The organism is Paenibacillus sp. Marseille-P2973, assembly GCF_018101095.1.
GTDB lineage: Bacteria > Bacillota > Bacilli > Paenibacillales > Paenibacillaceae > Fontibacillus > Fontibacillus vini.
In genome coordinates, this window is the sequence record NZ_JAGQEH010000002.1 from 1 (window position 1) to 18,761 (window position 18,761).

The window sequence follows — 18,761 nt, forward strand, 5'->3', positions numbered from 1 at the left end:
ACCGGGATGGACGCACCGCTGGTGCACCAGTTGTTCCGCCAGGAGCATAGCTGGGTAGCTACGTGCGGACGGGATAAGCGCTGAAAGCATCTAAGCGTGAAGCCCCCCTCAAGATGAGATTTCCCAACTAGTAAGACCCCTTGAAGACCACGAGGTTGATAGGCCTGAGGTGGAAGTGCAGCAATGTATGGAGCTGACAGGTACTAATCGGTCGAGGGCTTATCCAAAAGATACCCCAAAAAGTGAAGCGAGGCTTCGAAGGTAATTCCGATTACTTTTCGGGGACCCCGGTGAACCAATTAGGGGCTAACACGCAAATTCACGTTTCGTATCCAGTTTTCAGGGAGCAAGATCTGATCGATAGCAATTCAAGTAGTTGCTACGTGAAGAGTTGCTGCACGGCATTTGGCGATGCCGCAACCTGAGCAATTTTACCCGTTTGGTGGCGATAGCGGAGGGGTTCCACACGTACCCATCCCGAACACGACCGTTAAGCCCTCCAGCGCCGATGGTACTTGGACCGAAGGGTCCTGGGAGAGTAGGACGCCGCCAAGCAACGAAGAAGAGCACAGCCGATAACCTCGGCGGTGCTTTTTTTGTTGTTGGTGCTATCTAATCAACAACTTAACTGTAAAACCTGCAGTTATTTTCGCAAGACAAGCTCATTCTAGACAAATAACTGTAAAACCTACAGTTAATTCTGCAATTTTAGCTCGGAATGGCCCAAATTCTCCAAAATAACTGTAGTTTTTGTAGTTAATTTAACCCGGGAAGCCGAGGAAGCAAAATTAGATGTAGTGATTACAGTTAATTAAGCAGGGGAAAGGTGCTAAGCTGCTTAAGTGCTGGGCTACAGGGCTGCAAAGTTGCAAATGATGCAAAGAAGCAAGGCTGCAAAGATGCAAAGATGCAAAAGAAGCAAAGAAGCAAAGAAGCAAAGAAGCAAAGAAGCAAAGAAGCAAAGAAGCAAAGAAGCAAAGATGCAAAGATGCAAAGACGGCTAGCTGCTAAGCGCTAAGGATCTTAGCTGTTTAGGCGCAAGCAGCTTTGTAGACCATAAGTACTTTGTCTACAAGGGTTTCTTGAAGCGAATTACATAAGGGTCCTGGGAGAGTAGGACGTTGCCAAGCAACGAAGAAAAGCACCGCCGAGATGATCGGCAGTGCTTTTGCTATTCTATGAGTTAAGACGAAACACGCTGGCCCCGCTTAAAGCCTCAGCGCCGCAGTTGCCATGTTTACATCGTTACAAAGGAGTTGTTCTAAATTATACGCAGGATAGTAGCCCTTGGAGCACATAAAGTTAAATATCATGGCATGAAGATCGATAGCACAAATTAATTGCTTCTGGAAGGTTTCTCTCAAAATAGGGGTGGCAGTTTCGGTAATTGCAATCGAATAGTTGCGGACTGCCGTTTTGGCAAAGCCAAGCAGGCTGGCAGCATCAAAGGCGGTCATATCGGGCATATGGCTTCGATTCATCGTCGGTGCCAGTGGATAGAACTTAAGGAGTTCCTGCAGATTTTGCTCCAGCATGCAGATCGTTTCCTTGTAAAGCGAGCAAAGGACCGGGTCTTTGATGGTGGGCAGTTTTTGTTTAAATGCAACTAAATTTACGGATTGAAAAGCTACCAGTTCGTGAAGTTCCATCGTTTCATGCCAAGCCAAATGCTTCGGGCTACCTTGGTATAGGCTCACGTTGTCACACTCCAATAGAGAAATTTGATTCAATATATGCATTCGCCCAGATTTGGTGATTCCAGTAACTGAGAATTAAAAGTAAAAACTTACCTTTATCAGAAAACCTAATCGGTTCTATAAAATGATTCGAATTGACCAATTTCGCGAGCTATGATAAGTTCAAGTAAGTATAATTCTGATCATATTAGTAGGAATTGAATTTATGGAAGCTACGTGAGGTGGATATGTTGGAATTTCAAGTTACGAACAGTCCTTTTAATCAAGAGCAAGCGGAATTGTTGAACCGTCTGTTGCCTTCGCTGACGGATACGCAGCGCGTATGGCTTAGCGGGTATTTGGCTGCGGTGCAGGGAACGGCAGCAGCTGCAATCTCGGCTCCGGCTGGAGGAGCCCAAGGGTTAGCAACAGCAGGATCGACAGTAGACCCGGGTCCTGTGGTATCCAAAGAGGTCACGGTATTGTTTGGCTCGCAGACCGGAAACAGCAGTGGATTGGCCAAAAAGCTCGGCAAGCGTCTTGAAGAGCAAGGGTTTCTGGTAACGCTTAGCTCAATGGGCGACTTCAAACCTAATACCCTGAAGAAAATCGAGAATCTCTTAGTCCTGGTAAGCACGCATGGCGAAGGAGAACCGCCGGATAGCGCGATTGCCTTCTATGAGTTCTTGCATAGTAAAAGAGCACCGCAACTGGACAATTTGAGATATTCGGTGCTTGCACTCGGGGATACGTCTTACGAATTCTTCTGCCAGACCGGCAAAGATTTCGACAAACGTTTGGCGGAGCTCGGGGGTAAAGAGCTTGCTCCTAGAGTCGACTGTGACGTCGATTTTGCGGAGCCGGCTTCGGAATGGATGAATCAGGTGCTTGGCGCATTGGCGCAAGGCGCGGGGAACGGAGCGGGAGCAGTTGCTTCCGGTGCGACACCAAGCTCTGTCGTAAGCGAAGCGGAATCGGAATACTCCCGGAGTAATCCTTTCCAGGCTGAAGTCCTGGAAAATCTCAATCTCAATGGTCGTGGGTCGGACAGGGAAACACGTCATGTCGAAATCTCCCTGGAGGGCTCGAATCTTCAGTATGAGCCGGGCGACAGCCTGGGGATCTATCCGGAGAACCATCCGCGACTGGCGGATGAATTGATCGAAGCGATGGGCTGGGATGGTAATGAATCCGTATCCGTCAACAAGCAAGGCGAAACGCGGTCCTTGCGGGAAGCGCTGCTGCGGTATTTTGAAATCACGGTGCTGACCAAGCCGCTGCTAAATCAGTTGGCGGAACTGACCGGAAACTCCGGTTTAAAAGACTTGCTCGATCCCTCCAAAACAGAGGAATTAAGAACCTATCTGAGCGAACGGGATCTGCTCGATCTGGTGCAGGATTACTCTCTAAAAGGAATTCCGGCCGGACAGTTCGTATCGTTGTTGCGTAAGATTCCGCCGCGCTTATATTCGATTGCGAGCAGCCTGAAGGCCAGCCCGGATGAAGTCCATGTGACCGTTCGCGCAGTGCGTTATGAAAGCAACGGCCGCAACCGCTACGGCGTTTGCTCGGTGCAGCTGGCCGAACGTATTCAGCCGGGAGATTCTTTGCCGGTGTTCATTCAGCACAATCCGAATTTCAAGCTGCCGGACAATCCGGAAACGCCGGTTATTATGATCGGTCCCGGTACGGGAGTCGCTCCATTCCGAGCGTTCCTCAGCGAACGCGAAGAGACAGGAGCGCAGGGGAAAACCTGGCTGTTCTACGGGGATCAGCATTTTTCGACGGATTTCTTGTATCAGGTGGAATGGCAGCGCTGGTTGAAAGAAGGCGTGCTGACCCGGATGGATGTTGCTTTCTCCCGCGATACGGAGCAGAAAGTATACGTTCAGCACCGGATGCTGGAAAAGAGCCGCGAGCTCTACGAATGGTTGCAGGAAGGCGCAGTGATATACGTTTGCGGCGATGAGAAAAAGATGGCCCACGACGTGCATGCGGCGCTTGCCACGATTCTTGAGCAGGAAGGCCGGTTCAGCCCTGAGGAAGCATCGGAATATTTGACCCGGATGCAGCAGCAAAAACGTTATCAGCGGGATGTCTATTAATTCCCTGACCGTGAGAGGAGAAAGATCGAATGTCTGAGAACAATTTATTGTCGCCGAACAGTGCGCCGCACAGCGACGTGGAAGATATAAAAGTCAGAAGCAATTATTTGCGCGGCCAGCTGGAAGAGGTACTCGAGGACCGTATTACGGCCTCGATTCCGGAAGATGAAAACCGGTTGATGAAATTCCACGGCAGCTACATGCAGGACGACCGGGACCTGCGTAACGAGCGTAGCAAACAAAAGCTGGAACCGGCATACCAGTTCATGCTGCGGGTACGGGCACCGGGCGGCGTGGTAACGCCGGAGCAGTGGCTGATGATGGACCGGGTTGCTCAAGCTTATTCCAGCGGGACGATTCGCTTAACGACGCGGCAATCGGTTCAATTGCACGGCATCCTGAAATGGAATATGAAGAAGACGATTCAGGAAGTGCATAACTCGATGCTGACCACTTTGGCGGCTTGCGGTGACGTCAACCGTAACGTAATGTGTAACCCGAATCCGAACCAATCGGATATTCACGCGGAAGTGTACCATTGGGCAAGCCGGCTTAGCGAGCACCTGGAACCGCAGACCAAAGCTTATCATGAGATTTGGCTGGACGGCGAAAAGGTATTGGACAGCCGGGACAACGGAACGGAAGAGGAGCAGGAGCCGATCTACGGCAAGGTCTACTTGCCGCGGAAATTCAAGATTGGCATTGCGGTACCGCCATCGAACGATGTGGATGTATTTTCCCAGGATTTGGGACTTATTGCGATCACCGAGAACGGCAAACTAAAAGGATTCAACGTCGCTGTCGGCGGCGGGATGGGCATGACGCACGGAGACGTGAAGACCTATCCTCAAGTGGCCCAGGTGATCGGCTTCTGTACGCCGGAGCAAGTCATCGATGTTGCGGAAAAGACCGTGACGATTCAGCGGGATTACGGAGACCGTTCCGTTCGGAAGCATGCCCGGTTCAAATATACGATTGACGACCGCGGCATCGATTGGTTCGTTGACGAGCTGACCCGCCGCCTGGGATGGACGCTGGAAGCTGCGAAGCCTTATCAGTTCGACCATCATGGCGATCGCTACGGCTGGGTAAAAGGTAACGGCGGCAAATGGCATTTTACATTGTTTATCGAGAACGGCCGGATTAAAGATGAAGAAAACTACCTGCTGATGACCGGACTGCGGGAAATCGCCAAGCTGCATACCGGGGATTTCAGGCTGACGGCGAATCAGAATCTGATCATTTCAAATGTAACGACCGCAAAAAAGAAAAAGATCGATGAACTCATCGCTAAGTATGGAATTACGTCCGGCGAGCATTATACTGCGCTCAAACTCAATTCCATGGCTTGCGTGGCGCTTCCTACTTGCGGGCTGGCCATGGCCGAGTCGGAACGCTATCTGCCGACATTGTTGGGCAAGATGGAGCCGCTGCTGGAGGAGAACGGTCTGCGGGAGGATGAGATCGTCATCCGGATGACCGGATGCCCGAACGGGTGCGCGAGACCGGCGCTGGCTGAGCTTTCTTTTATCGGCAAAGCACCGGGCAAGTACAATATGTACCTCGGCGGCGGTTTTGCGGGAGAGAGACTGAACAAGCTCTACAAGGAAAACATCGGGGAGACGGAAATCTTGGATTCTCTGCGGGTCCTATTTGCCCATTATGCCAAGGAACGGCGTGAAGGAGAGCATTTCGGCGATTTCACGATTCGTGCCGGGTACGTCAAGGAAGTCCGTTCAGGTCAGGATTTTCATGCTTAATGAACATGACGAGCATCATGAAATTTTAACTATCCAAGGGAGTCTTTGCCGGGTTTTACGGCGGGGCTCTCTTTTTTATAGGCAGATGGTTTATCAGTCATTTATGAGGGTTTTATCATTGTCCGGCGATTTTGTTAAAATAGGAGATAAGCTAAGATAAACGAAGACAGGGAGTCTGGAGGGAAATAAACTGGAAACTTACGCATGTCTCTATATCATCCGCGGGGAGCCGTACCGTCCGGGTACCTGCCTCAATCTGAGCCAACCGGAGACCGAAGTGGGCAGAGGCACTAAAGATAATGCGCCGGGCATCGCCTTTACGAATATTTTTGTATCCCGGCATCATTTGAGCATTCGGCAAGAGGGAGAGAAGGCAGTACTTTATGATTTGGGCAGCCGGCACGGAAGCGAGGTCAACGGGGTTCCCGTAATTCCACATGCACCTTATGTGCTGGAAAATAACGACCGGATTCAGTTGGCGCGGGGAACCATAATTATGCACTTTTCATATGCCTCGGCTGAACAGACACTGGAATTTGAATCCATCCGGGAAGTGCCTGAAGCGGAGGAACGTGAAATAGGCCAAGTATCCATCCTATGGGAAAAACGGGAGTGTCAGGTTGACGGACGCAAAATTCCGATGTCGGAAAAAGAATTTCTCTTGCTCCGCCTGCTCCATCAGCATATGAACCGGCTCGTGACCATCGCGGAAATCAAAAGTATCGTTTGGCATGACCGGACTTGGGGGACCGACGGATTGCCGGATGTGACGGCGGATGAAATCAATGCGCTCATGTACCGCATTCGGAAAAAATACGGTAAAGATACCTTTCAGATTACCTCTGTCCGCGGAAACGGCTATATTCTCGAAAGCGAGCCGAACCATTAGATCGGATTGGAGTAGTCGTTACGTGTTTCTATTTTGGAGGACACGAAAATGAACTTGTTAAAACGCTGGATCAGACGGAAGCGGTTTTGGATCGCGGTCGGATTGCTCCTGTTCATCTGGATCAATAATACTTCGCTGTTTATTGGAAATCATCATGAGGATGAGGGTCCCAAATTGCTGGCCCACCGCGGTTTGGCACAAACCTTTTCCATGGAAAATATTCAGAATGATACCTGCACGGCGGAACGAATTTATGAACCTGAGCATCCTTATCTGGAGAATACGATTTCTTCCATGAGAGCGGCGTTTCTGGCAGGTGCGGATATGGTGGAATTGGATGTCAAGCCGACAAAAGACGGCCAATTTGCGGTGTTTCATGATTGGACACTGGATTGCAGGACCAATGGGCAAGGAAAAACCGTGGATTATACAATGGCTGAACTGAAGCTTCTGGACATCGGGTACGGCTATACGGCAGATGGAGGTGCAACGTATCCGTTCCGGGGGAAGGGGATCAATTTGATGCCCTCACTGACGGAAGTGCTAAGACAGTTTCCCGATCAGAACTTTTTGCTACATATCAAAAGCAATGATGCGGAAGAAGGAGTTCAGCTTGCGGAGTATTTTAGCGGGATGTCTCGTGAAAAGCTGGAGCGATATACCGTGTATGGCGGTGACGAACCGATCGCGGCCCTAAAGGAGAAATTACCCGATATGCGGGCCATGTCCAAGGAGACGCTCAAGGAATGCCTTATCTCCTACGAGGCTTCAGGCTGGACCGGTTATATTCCTTCGGCATGCCGGAATACGGAATTGCATATTCCCGAGAAGATCGCCCCGTGGATTTGGGGCTGGCCGGATAAGTTTCTTAGCCGGATGGAACGCGCGGATACGAGGGTTATCGTGGTGGGGGGAGACGGAAGCGACTTTTCCAGCGGTTTTGACAGTCTGGAGGATGTAAAGCGGCTTCCTTCCTCGTATAGCGGTTGGATCTGGACGAACCGGATTGATCGTCTGGCAGGCCTCAAGGCAGATTAGACAAAGGAAATCGAATGCGCTCAAACCGCAGGTGCTGTTTCTACTTGACTAATTCGGATCGATCCTGTATTTTATCCAATAATAAACTCATATTGTTAAAATGCTTAGACCAAGGCCCCATCGTTCAACAATCGCGATAACAGAGAGGAATCCCGCAGGCTGAAAGGCTTCCCGCCGCGACCGGACGTTGACCCTACCTTGTGAGCAGTAACGGAGACTGGGGATTATACCAATTAGCCGTTGCCGGCAGCTGCCGTTATTTGATGAAGGACCGTTGCTATTCCGACGGTTAAACAAGGGTGGTACCACGACACATTCGTCCCTGACGAATGTGTCTTTTTATGTTGAAAGGGGAGTTTGATCATGCGCCAAAGCCAATTATTACTGAATACACTGCGGGAATCGCCGGGCGATGCGGAGGCTGTTAGCCACCAATTGCTGCTTCGCGCCGGTCTCATCCGACAGTTGGCCGCCGGGATTTACACGTATATGCCGCTTGGCAGACGGGTGCTGCGCAAAGCGGAGCAAATCGTACGGGAGGAAATGGACCGGGCCGGAGCACAGGAACTGCTGATGCCGGCCATGCAGCCTGCTGAACTATGGGAGGAATCCGGCCGTTATGAGGTATATGGTCCGGAGTTGATTCGTTTGAAGGACCGCCATGGACGGGAATTCGCATTAGGGCCGACTCATGAAGAGGTAATCACTTCGCTGGTCAAACAAGAAATAAGCTCATACCGGAGATTGCCTGTTACTTTGTATCAAATCCAGACTAAATATCGTGATGAGCGTCGCCCACGTTTCGGACTGCTGCGTGGCAGGGAGTTCCTGATGAAGGATGCGTATTCATTCGACCCGGACTGGGAAGGATTGGACCGTTCCTATTGGGAGATGTATCATGCCTATCATCGGATATTCGAGCGCTGCGGCTTGAACTTCCGCGCGGTGGAGGCGGATGCGGGAGCGATCGGGGGCGAAGGGGGAACCCATGAATTCATGGCTTTAGCCGATATCGGTGAGGATACGATTGCCACATGTACGTGCTGCGACTATGCCGCTAATCTCGAAAAGGCAGAATCGGGTTCTAACTTCAAAACTGTTATCGGAGCTGGAACTGAGGACTTAGGGCAGCCGGAAAAGTTCCATACACCGGCCATCAAAACGATCGATCAGCTTGTATCCTCGTTAGGAGTAAGGACAGCGGAGATCATGAAAACGGTGCTTTTCGCGGTTGACGGAGAACCGGTAGCTGTAGTCGTGCGCGGGGATCAGGAAATCAATGAGCTGAAAGTAAAAAGTTTCCTGGGCGCCGAGATGATTGAAATCGCCGATCCGGAGTCGATGCAGGCTTGGACTGGAGTTCAGGTAGGTTTCATCGGTCCCTACGGTTTGACTAATATCTCTGTTCTATTAGATCACTCAGCGGCAGAAATGGAACATGGAATTGCCGGGGCCAACGAGTTGGATTATCACTACCGGCAGCTTGTTCCTTCCAGGGATTTGACGCATTCCAAGGTGGGGGATTTTCGCACGGTACAGGAAGGCGAACCATGTCCTCGCTGCGCCGATGGAACCTTGAAATTCTACCGCGGCATTGAGGTGGGACATGTATTCAAGCTGGGGACCAAATACAGTGAAAAGCTGGGCGCGACGTTTCTTGACGCTTCGGGCAAGGCCCAAACGATGATTATGGGCTGCTACGGGATCGGGGTTTCCCGTATTTTGTCCGCTGTCATTGAGCAGAACCACGACGACAACGGGATCGTCTGGCCACTGGCATTGGCGCCATACCATGTGCACCTGGTGCCGGTTTCGGTGAAGGATGAAGAACAGGCTCGGCTCGCTGAAGAACTGTATCAACGCTTGCAATCGAAAGGTGTTGAAGTGCTGCTCGATGATCGCGATGAACGGGCCGGGGTTAAATTCAAGGATGCTGATCTGATCGGACTCCCGGTGCGAATCGTGATCGGCAAGGATGCCGCAGCAGGTCTGGTTGAATATGCGGAGCGTCATTCTCCTCGTGATAAAACGTCGCTTAGTGCCGATGACGCTGTGGAACGAATTCTGGGAATGCTTAATACGGCTAATATTGGACATTAGGATGAGCCTTTCCGGGCTGGCGCTTTTTTCTCAGCTGCTATATAATTTTAAGGCGATATGGATGGAGCCCGTCCATCGATCTTAAGTTTAGAGAGGTACTGCGAAGATGAATGCAATTGAAGTGAAGGATTTGCGCAAAACGTTCAAGGTTCAGAAGAACCGCGAAGGCTTGAAGGGCGCTTTTCAAGATTTGTTCAAGCGGCAGTACAATGAGGTCGCCGCTGTAAAAGATATTTCGTTCCAAATTCCTCAAGGAGAAATCTGCGGATATATCGGCGAGAACGGCGCCGGTAAGTCGACGACGATTAAAATGTTGACCGGAATTCTAGTTCCGACTTCCGGCCATCTATCGGTCGGCGGATTTGTTCCATATGAGGAGAGAGAGAAGTTCGTTCAGCATATCGGCGTGGTATTCGGACAGCGGAGTCAGCTGTGGTGGGATATCGGGGTGATCGAATCGTTCCAGCTGCTTCGCAAGGTATATAAGGTGTCGGAACAGGATTTCAAGCGCCGGCTGGACGAATTGGTGGAACGGCTTCAGCTGCAGGATCTGCTGAACCGTCCCGTGCGTAAGCTCAGTCTCGGCCAGCGGATGCGCTGCGAGCTGGTGGCTGCACTGCTCCATAATCCGTCCATCGTGTTTTTGGACGAGCCGACGATCGGACTGGACATTGTGGTCAAATCGGAAATCCGCGAATTTCTGAAGGATATGAACCGTGAGCATGGCACAACGATCCTCCTCACGACTCATGACCTTCAAGATATCGAGGCGCTTTGCTCCCGAGTCATTATGCTGGATGATGGCCGGATCATTTATGACGGCGGGCTGGAAGAACTGAAAAACCGCTGGGGCACCGGGCGGGAAGTCCAATTCCAGTTCGGAACCGGCACGAAGCTGGCTCAGCTTCAAGCCTGGACGGCAGGACTGCCTGTGGAATGGTCGGCGGAGAATGATTTAGGCGCCAAGGTCTGGATCCCGCTAGAAATCAATGTGTCCGACGTGCTCGGACAAGTCGTCGGGAAGGCGGACATTACCGACATCAAAATCGTCGAGACAAATACGGACGATATCGTTCGCAGCATTTATCAGTCCGGTTCCGCCGAGAAGAAAACGGACGCGAACGATGTGACCGAGGACGAGAGCGTGATGACTCATGTTTAGCGGAGCCAGCGCGTATATCGATTTTATCCGAATCCGGTTCTTGACGATGCTGGCGTATCGGGTTAATTACTACACAGGCATTCTAATTTATACGCTCAATATTGGAGTGTACTATTTTACCTGGAAAGCGATCTACGGAGGCGGCGGGGAGCTGGGCGGGTTCACCGCGTCGCAGATGACAACATATTTGGCTGTTTCGTGGATGGCCCGCGCGTTTTATTTTAACAATCTGGACCGTGAAATCTCAACAGATATCCGGGACGGAAGTATCGCGATCCAGTTTATCCGGCCTTATAACTACATCATGGTTAAAATGATGCAAGGCTTCGGCGAAGGCTTGTTCCGGTTCATGCTGTTCATGATCCCGGGGATGGCGATCGCCATGCTGCTCTTTCCGGTGAAGCTTCCGACCGCGCCCGAGGCGTGGGCAGGGTTTCTCGTCATGCTGTTTTTCAGCTTTCTGATCAATTCTCAGCTTAATGTGATTACCGGACTGATGGCTTTTTTCGTGGAAAATAATGAGGGCTTCATGCGCATGAAACGGGTTGTCGTCGACCTGTTCTCCGGCCTGATCATCCCGATCAGTTTGTTTCCGGGCTGGCTTGCCGACATTATGGGATTTTTACCGTTCCAGGCGATAACTTACTTGCCGGGTTCCGTGTTTACCGGACGGATTCAAGGCGTAGGCATCTGGCATGTGCTCGGGATTCAGGTGCTCTGGTTCCTGCTATTGCTGATCCCTATGGTCTTGCTGTACCGGATGTCGCGGAAACGCCTGTTTGTGCAGGGAGGTTAAGGAGATATGTCATATTACTTAGGGCTCATCGTAGAGTATTTGAAAAACTACATTAAAACCCGGATGACTTACCGGGCGGATTTCTGGGTTGAAGTCATTTCTGATCTGCTGTTCCAGGCGACGAATCTGATCTTCATCTTCGTAATCTTCATGCATACCGACAGTCTTGGCGGCTGGAGCCAGGGCGAAGTGGTGTTTGTTTACGGATTTTTTATGGTGCCTTTTGGCGTGTTCAGCTGTTTCATCAATTTGTGGGGCTTCAGCGAACGCTATATTGTAAAAGGGGAAATGGACCGGGTTATGACCCGTCCGGCGCATAATCTGTTCCAAATCTTCTTGGAAAATGTCGATCCGCCTGCGCTGGTAGGCTCCATCATCGGGATCGTGATCATGGCGATCAGCGGATCGCAGTTGGGCCTGCCGTTTGAATGGTGGACCATTCCCGCCATGCTGGTGCTGACGATTAGCGCGGTAGCGATTTATACGGGGATTTACACGGCTCTGACGTCGCTGTCTTTCTACTCCGATGCACCGACCGGCATTCTGCCGTTGATGTTCAACGTTCAAGGTTACGGGCGTTACCCGGTAACCATTTACAACCGCGCCATTCAGGTGCTGCTTACCTGGATACTGCCGTTTGCCTTCGTCGGCGTCTACCCGGCGTCGTTATTTCTGGAGCGCGAGGAGATGAGGAACATGGCGTTTCTCACTCCGGTCGTGGGCGGGGTGTTCCTCGCCATCGGTTTGACTGCCTGGAACTATGGAGTTCGGCGGTATCGGGGCGCAGGGTCTTAATAAATGATACGGACGCCGCAGAGGTCGCATTTGATTATCTAATCTGTTATGTTCCGTTTTATAGTGGACATTGAAGAAACACATTAGTCGCAAACTGGCGTCGGTACTCTACCGGCGCCAGTTTATTTATTTTACGCTGTGGCTTGTCGTCGGTTATAAAAAAGTGCATATGCCTTTTGGCGGAACTTTTAATAGGTTGCGGGCGTCTAATAATTTGGACCAATTTCACCTAATAAAGGGAGTTGTATATCATGAAGAAGGTATTGTTGGGGGTTTTCTTTGTAATTCTTATAAGTATAACATCTACAACTACTTATGCAGCAGGCATTCAAATTAAAGTTGATGGAGTCGCCATTGCAACTGATGTGAAGCCTGAAATGAAGAACAATCGCACAATGGTGCCTCTACGGGTTATTAGTGAAAATTTAGGAGCTACTGTCAATTGGTCTAATTCTGAAGTTACTCTCACAAAAAGCAATATGAAAGTAATATTGAATATGAACAGCTCTATAGCAAAAAAGAACGGTGAAGAGATTGTTCTCGATGCAAAACCATACATTAAAAATAGTCGAATCATCGTTCCGCTTCGCTTTATCGCAGAGACGTTTGGAAGTAATGTCAGATACAGCAACTCTACAGTATCAATCGATACAAAGCCATTGGTCATCGATGGAGTAGAAGTAAAAGCACTTCAACAGGAATACCATATGACCATGGGAGGCGTAATACAGCAAATCAAAGGGAACGCGTATAACGAAGCAATTTACAATATTTTTGTAGAAAATAAAGGAAGTAAAGTCGAAGCTCCTGTAAATTATTCGTGGATGTATACTATGGACATTCCCGGAACTTATTATAAAGATGGTCAGTATGACTTTTTGGATCTGAAAGGTCAAAGCCTCAAGCGGTATGATATTTACACTTTAATTAAAGCTTTTCCCGAGGAAACTTTGGTGGGATATCCAGAAGTGTTAATTTATGATGGTACTGAAGAACAATGGTATTTATTTAGCGATACGGCAAGACAATCTATTCTTCAATTACTAGATAGCGCCGCAAAGAACGGTTTTTTATCAATCATTAGTAATACTGTCGCATAAAACGCGGCTAATGGTCCCACGATGTGACCACATTTGTATCAATAATAATGACAAAACGGCAGGCCAGAATTTGGTCTGCTATTTTATTATTAAATAGTTCAATTTATAAGGTTTTTTCTTTATATACTGTAAGGGTTGGTTGCCTTTTGGAGGAATATGGATACGGATTGACGAATGTAGAAGTTGAATGAACACGATCAATGATGAATGGAGAAAAATTAATGAAAAGGTTAGTCGTTATAACCGTCGGGAAAACCCATAGCGGAAAATCAACCTTTGCCCAAGCATTAGAACAGCAGTTGCACGAATCTCTTGTAATTGATCAGGATAACCATGCTGAATTTCTCGGCACTTATTACAGACGTTTGCTTCCTAAGCAAGGCCCTAACACAATCAAATACTCCATTACCCGAGCCATTGTTGATCACGCTGTTCGGCAAACGGACGCGCACCTTATCCTATGTAATTCTAATAGTTATGGTCAAGGTCGCTCGGAGTTACTGGAATATTTCCATAAGGAGGGTTTTATTAGCATCCTGGTCTATTTTGACTTGCCTGATCTAGTTCTTGAGGAACGGGTTGCTCACAGTCAGCGCAGTAAAACCATCTTCAGGGCAGCTTCAAGTTTCAAAGAAGTCCTCGATCGGCAACAATATGAATCTCTGAATAATCCTAACGTGACGGCACCGGCAGAAGGAGAAGCCAATCATTTATTGGTAATTAAGAATAGCGATGAAGTCAGAGAAATTATTCGAAAGATCGTTACCATCGCCAATAACTAGAAAGGACTTTATTCTATGCTTAAAAATCCATCAGGAATCATTTTAATCACAGGCATCATGGCTAGCGGAAAATCGACCGTTGCCCAGCTGCTTTCCGAGCGATTCGAAAAGTCGGTGCATGTCAGAGGAGATATTTTTCGGAGAATGGTCGTTAATGACAGAAGAGAAGTAAGCCCTGATGCGGAAAAGGACGAGCTGGAGCAGCTGTTGCTTCGATATCGTCTGGCCGCCCACACGGCGGATACTTATTTCGATTCGGGATTTACGGTTGTCGTTCAGGATGTCGTCGTGGGTCCCATGTTAAACGACTTTATTTCATTTATACAGAACCGTCCGCTATATGTCGTAGTTCTTTGCCCGGATGCTGGGGTAGTTGCCAAGCGAGAAGCGGACCGGTCGAAAAAAGGATACGGAATCTGGACCGTGGAAGCGCTGGATGAGCTGTTGCGAAACGAGACTCCTCGGCTTGGGATGTGGCTTGATTCCTCGGAACTCACCCCTGAAGAAACAGTGGATGAAATTTTGAAGAGATATCAAAATGAAGCGCTTGTTATGTAGCAGCTAGCATAATTCATTACTAATATGAAAGGGAGTACGAACATGAACAAGGGATTTATTTCTTGTTTGCAGATATTTCCGACCCCTGATTTGCACAGAACTGCCGACTACTATCATCGCCTAGGTTTTAGGTTGGTTCCCTACTTGGATTCTGTCGAGCCGCATATTTGCCTGTATCGGGATGCCATAGAAATCGTGTTGACTCAATCTCCAAATCCTTCAATTACTCCGAACAGAGCCATTCACGGATATGGTTATGATGCCTACTTCATTGCCGAAAACCAGGAAGAACTGGAGAAAGAGCTAATTGAATCGGGCGTCCAAATTGTCCGGCCTTTAGATATCACGGATTATAGCAACAAGGAATTCGTTTTTGAGGATATTGACGGCCGATGGATTGCCGTAGGAAACAAACAATAAAAAGGAGACGAGAAGATGGGTGCGATTGAATTAAAATTGGAGAGCTTAGGAATTGAACTTCCCCAAGCCAGCAGTCCGGCGGCCAAGTACGCTAACTACGTCATTGTGAATGGCTTGTTGTTTATGTCCGGAAAGGGCCCCGGCAGTCACGCCAAAGGTAAGCTTGGGCAAGAGTATACGACGGAGGAAGGCTATCAATTTGCACGGGAAGTTGGATTAGAGGTGCTTGCTGTTTTGAAGGATGCCCTTGGCACATTGGACAAAGTTAAGAGAGTAGTGAAAGTGCAAGGATTCGTCAATACGGTGCCCTTATTCGAAGAGCATCATAAAGTGCTGAACGGATTTTCAGACTTGATGTTCGAAATTTTTGAAGACAAAGGAAGCCATGCCAGATCCGTATTCGGGGCGGTTTCCGTGAGAGACAATCTGCCTATTATTGTTGACTCCATTTTCGAAGTCGAAGAGATCTAACCAAACGCTTAGCATTTGGAGGGGACAGTATGGCTACCTGGGTGACGCATTTTAGAATCGCTGAGAAATTAATAGATTTAGGGCTTGATGTAAGCCCTGAAGAATTCCTGGTAGGAAATATCGGACCGGATTGCGGGCTTGCAAACGAGGAAGGAATATTTTATCCGCCAAAAGAAATCACTCACTTCAAAGTCGACGGCAAAATAAACGCGGACCTGTTTTATCATCAATACATATTGAACAAAGAGCGTGATTTATCTAAGGAACAGCTGTCATTTTACTTGGGTTATTATTTTCATTTACTGACCGATTTGGAGTGGAGCAGTTTCTATAAACAAAAAAAGATTGAGCCTGCCTATCAAGACATCTTGGGAACTCCTGAATATTGGTACCTGGTCAAAAGAGACTGGTACGTTGTAGATTTCAAATATTTAAAAATGAATGAGCACAGCCTCTTCTTCTCCATCTTTCAAAATATTAAGTCATTTCCGGACCTCCTGGATATTTTTCCGCAGGGCCAGATCAATGAGCAGGTAAGACGGATTACACAATTTTATTTGTATACCGAGGTTCCTGACGATTACGAACTGGTATACCTGATGTTGAGTGACGTTGAAGATTTTGTTGAGTCTACCGTCACTGTGATCAAGGAAGTCTTAAATGCAAAGCAGGAGTTAATCCAGACGATTTTCCGTTAGTAAGGAGGAATAATGTGAATCAATCCTATGAAAAACAATCTATAGAAAATAACCCCATGGAGGCCTCGTACGATCGTCCCATGGGAGTGACCCTTTTAGCGATCTTGCTGGTATTCGGAGGTTTGGCAACGCTTGTTACCCAAATGATTGCATTTAATAATCTCAACGAAACAGCCTCTTTAATAGGCGTATCCGGGTATTTTTTTCAAGGAGCTATGGTTTTTTTAGGTCTGCTTGGCGTAACGGCCGGGGTAGGAACCTGGCTCGGGAAAAAGTGGGGCTGGTGGCTGGCACTATTCTATTTTGCCTATGCTGTAATTCGAAATATCAACGTCATCATTTCTATAACGAGTATGTTAGAGCTGTATGCAGGAGCCTATGACGTATTAATACCAGCTTATTTAAAATATGGAGTAAGAATTATCTGGAATGGAGCGCTGCTCGTCTACTTGTGCGGAGAAACAGTTACCACCTTTTTTAAGAATGAGGCGGTTAAAAAGTGGAAGGCTCTGCTGATCGTCTTCGGTATTTGCGTGTTCATTTACATTATTGGAACGGTATTCAATGGATTGGTAGTATGAAGAAAAGCACATTAATCTCAATGGTGCTACTCATCGGTTATACCTTTTTACTGACTTACTGGATGATTTGGGGTTTTGGAAGAGGCGTGCAAGCAGACTATATGTATAACTTGAGACCTTTCCTTACGATCGGCAGTTATTTAAGAATTGATGATGTGGGCACTAAAACCTGGGTTATCAATCTCATCGGAAATATAGGTGTGTTCGTTCCTTTCGGCGTTTTGATTCCGCTGATTTGGGGAGGACGCTTATTAAAAGGATGGGTCTTGTTTATCGTAGGGGTGTTTGTTTTGGAGATGACTCAGTTGCTATCAAGGAGAGGAAGCTTTGATATCGATGATTTTATTCTAAACTCCTTTGGATTTTTGATCGGATATGGAGTATATGTTGGGTTGAAAAGGAGAGCGGAATGAGTGACTGTATCAATTTATACTTAGTTCAAAGTAAATCCGATCTGTTGAAGTTTTGGGGTTTGTTCAATACATACATCAATGAGCTGTCTCGCAACATTTCCATAGGAGATGAGTTTGACCGGGAATATTTTTATTCGGATGAATATAGGGATGCAGTGGAGAAGTTAAGAACAAGGGCTGTTAATCCTTTAAGGATATATCTCATAGAAACGAGTGGGTTTGTTGGCTTCTGTATGTATGTTACCTATTTCGATGAGCAAGGAAAATGCTTTTTGATGGAATATTATATGGAGCCGGCATACCGTAATCTGGGGTTTGGCAAAATGGCTTATATACAGATTGAACAATACATAAAAAAAGAGGGCGCCGCGTTCATTGAGCTAACTCCTACAAATGAAGCAAATCATAGATTTTGGAGCGGTTTAGGGTTCGAGATCACCGGGGAAATGGATGAAGACCATAAGTACTTTTATAGAAAAAATCTATGAATTTAACGATCTTGAACTGTCTGAAATACGAACGAAATGAGTTGAAGACCCATGACGGATGATAGTTTCAAAGGTATTACCTGGAGGGGGAGATGCGGCGACTTCCATACTCTTATTTCGGAAGCGGAACCAAAACAAATATCTCCTATGCCGAGCGGTCTGGAGGCCGACGTATACAAGATCAGCACAACGACTGCTGATTTGGTGTTAAAGGTGTGGAACAGAGACTCTAAGCCGGACATTGCCATGCAATATGAGCTGTTGCAAGGGATATTTAATCAGGGAATTCCCGTTTCAGAGCCACTAGGCTGGGGGATTAACTCCGATAATAACCAGGTGTTATTAACCGGTTACGGCGGCACACCTGTAGCTAAATTGAACAAATTGAAACTTGAAACGCTGGCCGACATTTTAATAGGAATTCATAGTGTCCCGATTGAGTCGGTAGCTTCGCTGGATGCCTTGCCGAGATATCATTTCGTAAGCTATTTCTTTCCTAGTATTGACGGACATGCAGATATAAAAGAAGTATTACTTCCGTTAGTGGAGGATTCGCAAGTGGGTCAGCATCGACTGATTCATGGGGATTTCAATCTAGGAAATATACTTGAACTGAATGGGAAATTCACCATTATCGACTGGACAAATATCCAACTTGGCGATCCAAGATATGATGCCGCGTGGTCGGTTTTTTTGATGCGGATTTATGCAAGCGAAAGGTATGGCTCATTGTACAGATCCTTCCTTTTAGCGAAGAATACTTACTTGGATGAGGACCTGGAGAGATTTGAAGCCATAGCTTGCCTGCGATGGATCCTGCTGAACAGAATTGCGGGATTGCCAAAGGGGAAGAATACGCTATCCGTGATAAGGGCTATTATCAAGAACAATGTCTATTTGGATGAAAAGCTGCTCTGAGATTTTGTATA

General features: G+C 47.8%; 20 protein-coding genes and 2 rRNA genes. 21 read left to right on the plus strand and 1 reads right to left on the minus strand.

The window, feature by feature from the left end; translation table 11 throughout:
• Window positions 1-227 (plus strand): 23S ribosomal RNA (locus KB559_RS03385); the annotation flags it as partial.
• Between the two features lie 211 nt (window positions 228-438).
• Window positions 439-555, plus strand: a 5S ribosomal RNA gene (rrf, locus tag KB559_RS03390).
• Between the two features lie 653 nt (window positions 556-1,208).
• Here rrf and KB559_RS03395 read toward each other — a convergent pair.
• Entirely contained in the window at window positions 1,209-1,649 is a 441-nt protein-coding gene (locus tag KB559_RS03395; RefSeq protein ID WP_247681603.1) for a spore coat protein, read from the minus strand.
• Between the two features lie 278 nt (window positions 1,650-1,927).
• Between KB559_RS03395 and KB559_RS03400 the strand changes: the two genes are divergently transcribed.
• From KB559_RS03400 to KB559_RS03490, 19 genes are all read left to right on the plus strand, one after another.
• Entirely contained in the window at window positions 1,928-3,781 is a 1,854-nt protein-coding gene (locus tag KB559_RS03400) for an assimilatory sulfite reductase (NADPH) flavoprotein subunit (protein WP_211020938.1), read from the plus strand.
• Window positions 3,782-3,810: 29 nt separating this feature from the next.
• On the plus strand, window positions 3,811-5,541 hold the full coding sequence (gene cysI / locus KB559_RS03405) for an assimilatory sulfite reductase (NADPH) hemoprotein subunit (RefSeq protein ID WP_211020274.1): 1,731 nt from the start codon (window positions 3,811-3,813) through the stop codon (window positions 5,539-5,541).
• Window positions 5,542-5,818: 277 nt separating this feature from the next.
• Window positions 5,819-6,430: an FHA domain-containing protein gene (locus KB559_RS03410; RefSeq protein ID WP_348772880.1), complete on the plus strand. Its 612-nt coding sequence runs from the start codon at window positions 5,819-5,821 to the stop codon at window positions 6,428-6,430.
• Window positions 6,431-6,478: 48 nt separating this feature from the next.
• The gene (locus tag KB559_RS03415; RefSeq protein WP_211020275.1) at window positions 6,479-7,468 is read left to right on the plus strand and encodes a glycerophosphodiester phosphodiesterase family protein; all 990 of its coding nucleotides are present in this window, start codon (window positions 6,479-6,481) and stop codon (window positions 7,466-7,468) included.
• Window positions 7,469-7,482: 14 nt separating this feature from the next.
• Window positions 7,483-7,608: a hypothetical protein gene (locus KB559_RS25535; protein WP_373316863.1), complete on the plus strand. Its 126-nt coding sequence runs from the start codon at window positions 7,483-7,485 to the stop codon at window positions 7,606-7,608.
• A gap of 223 nt (window positions 7,609-7,831) precedes the next feature.
• Complete coding sequence (locus KB559_RS03425) at window positions 7,832-9,568, plus strand: proline--tRNA ligase (protein ID WP_211020278.1); 1,737 nt, start codon at window positions 7,832-7,834, stop codon at window positions 9,566-9,568.
• Between the two features lie 106 nt (window positions 9,569-9,674).
• Window positions 9,675-10,730, plus strand: coding sequence for an ABC transporter ATP-binding protein (locus KB559_RS03430; protein ID WP_211020279.1), 1,056 nt, complete (start codon window positions 9,675-9,677; stop codon window positions 10,728-10,730).
• Entirely contained in the window at window positions 10,723-11,526 is an 804-nt protein-coding gene (locus KB559_RS03435) for an ABC transporter permease (protein WP_211020280.1), read from the plus strand. The genes KB559_RS03430 and KB559_RS03435 overlap by 8 nt, the downstream gene beginning before the upstream one ends.
• 6 nt (window positions 11,527-11,532) lie before the next feature.
• Complete coding sequence (locus tag KB559_RS03440; protein WP_211020281.1) at window positions 11,533-12,321, plus strand: ABC transporter permease; 789 nt, start codon at window positions 11,533-11,535, stop codon at window positions 12,319-12,321.
• 251 nt (window positions 12,322-12,572) lie between these two features.
• Window positions 12,573-13,421, plus strand: coding sequence for a copper amine oxidase N-terminal domain-containing protein (locus KB559_RS03445; RefSeq protein ID WP_211020282.1), 849 nt, complete (start codon window positions 12,573-12,575; stop codon window positions 13,419-13,421).
• A gap of 221 nt (window positions 13,422-13,642) precedes the next feature.
• A complete protein-coding gene (locus tag KB559_RS03450) occupies window positions 13,643-14,203 on the plus strand; it encodes an ATP-binding protein (RefSeq protein WP_211020283.1) in 561 nt (186 codons plus the stop codon).
• A 15-nt stretch (window positions 14,204-14,218) separates the two neighbouring features.
• Window positions 14,219-14,761, plus strand: coding sequence for an AAA family ATPase (locus KB559_RS03455; protein WP_211020285.1), 543 nt, complete (start codon window positions 14,219-14,221; stop codon window positions 14,759-14,761).
• A 42-nt stretch (window positions 14,762-14,803) separates the two neighbouring features.
• Complete coding sequence (locus tag KB559_RS03460; protein WP_211020286.1) at window positions 14,804-15,181, plus strand: VOC family protein; 378 nt, start codon at window positions 14,804-14,806, stop codon at window positions 15,179-15,181.
• Between the two features lie 15 nt (window positions 15,182-15,196).
• A complete protein-coding gene (locus KB559_RS03465; protein WP_211020287.1) occupies window positions 15,197-15,652 on the plus strand; it encodes a RidA family protein in 456 nt (151 codons plus the stop codon).
• A 29-nt stretch (window positions 15,653-15,681) separates the two neighbouring features.
• Window positions 15,682-16,350 carry a zinc dependent phospholipase C family protein gene (locus KB559_RS03470; protein WP_211020288.1) on the plus strand — a complete coding sequence of 223 codons (669 nt, stop codon included), beginning with the start codon at window positions 15,682-15,684 and terminating at the stop codon, window positions 16,348-16,350.
• A 14-nt stretch (window positions 16,351-16,364) separates the two neighbouring features.
• Window positions 16,365-16,931: a hypothetical protein gene (locus tag KB559_RS03475; protein ID WP_211020289.1), complete on the plus strand. Its 567-nt coding sequence runs from the start codon at window positions 16,365-16,367 to the stop codon at window positions 16,929-16,931.
• The gene (locus tag KB559_RS03480) at window positions 16,928-17,344 is read left to right on the plus strand and encodes a VanZ family protein (RefSeq protein ID WP_211020291.1); all 417 of its coding nucleotides are present in this window, start codon (window positions 16,928-16,930) and stop codon (window positions 17,342-17,344) included. Before KB559_RS03475 ends, KB559_RS03480 begins: the two co-directional genes overlap by 4 nt.
• Window positions 17,341-17,832 (plus strand): GNAT family N-acetyltransferase, encoded by a 492-nt coding sequence (locus KB559_RS03485; protein WP_211020293.1) that lies wholly within the window; start codon window positions 17,341-17,343, stop codon window positions 17,830-17,832. The genes KB559_RS03480 and KB559_RS03485 overlap by 4 nt, the downstream gene beginning before the upstream one ends.
• A 51-nt stretch (window positions 17,833-17,883) precedes the next feature.
• Window positions 17,884-18,750 (plus strand): aminoglycoside phosphotransferase family protein, encoded by an 867-nt coding sequence (locus KB559_RS03490; RefSeq protein ID WP_211020295.1) that lies wholly within the window; start codon window positions 17,884-17,886, stop codon window positions 18,748-18,750.
• Window positions 18,751-18,761: the final 11 nt, after the last annotated feature.